Source organism: Lysinibacillus sp. RU7 (assembly GCF_057837305.1).
The window spans coordinates 1-244 of the sequence record NZ_JBYQFK010000261.1 but is presented as its reverse complement, the minus strand read 5'-3'; the positions used below and the strand labels follow the sequence as shown (position 1 = coordinate 244).

Annotated in this window: 1 protein-coding gene; it reads left to right on the top strand. The window is 34.8% G+C overall.

Annotated elements, in window-relative coordinates:
* The coding region (locus tag AC3II9_RS22335; RefSeq protein WP_489158952.1) for a hypothetical protein at positions 1-244 on the top strand (244 nt) is incomplete at both ends.

Below are 244 nucleotides of genomic sequence, written 5' to 3'. Positions count from 1 at the left end.
AACAAGAACAGCAACGTGTAATTGATGAACAGCAACAAATTAAGCAATTGAAGCAAACTCTTGGTCAAACTCAGTCTGAGCTTGAAAATAAGAAGCAGATTTTGAATGGCAAATTGAAAAATCTTGACCAACTAATGATGCAGCTTAACCAAGGCAAATTAGCACCTGAATACAGCGCTAAATCTTTGGCTAAAACTCAGAAAGATTTGCAAAAACAAACTGTTGCTTTAAAGAAAGAAATTGC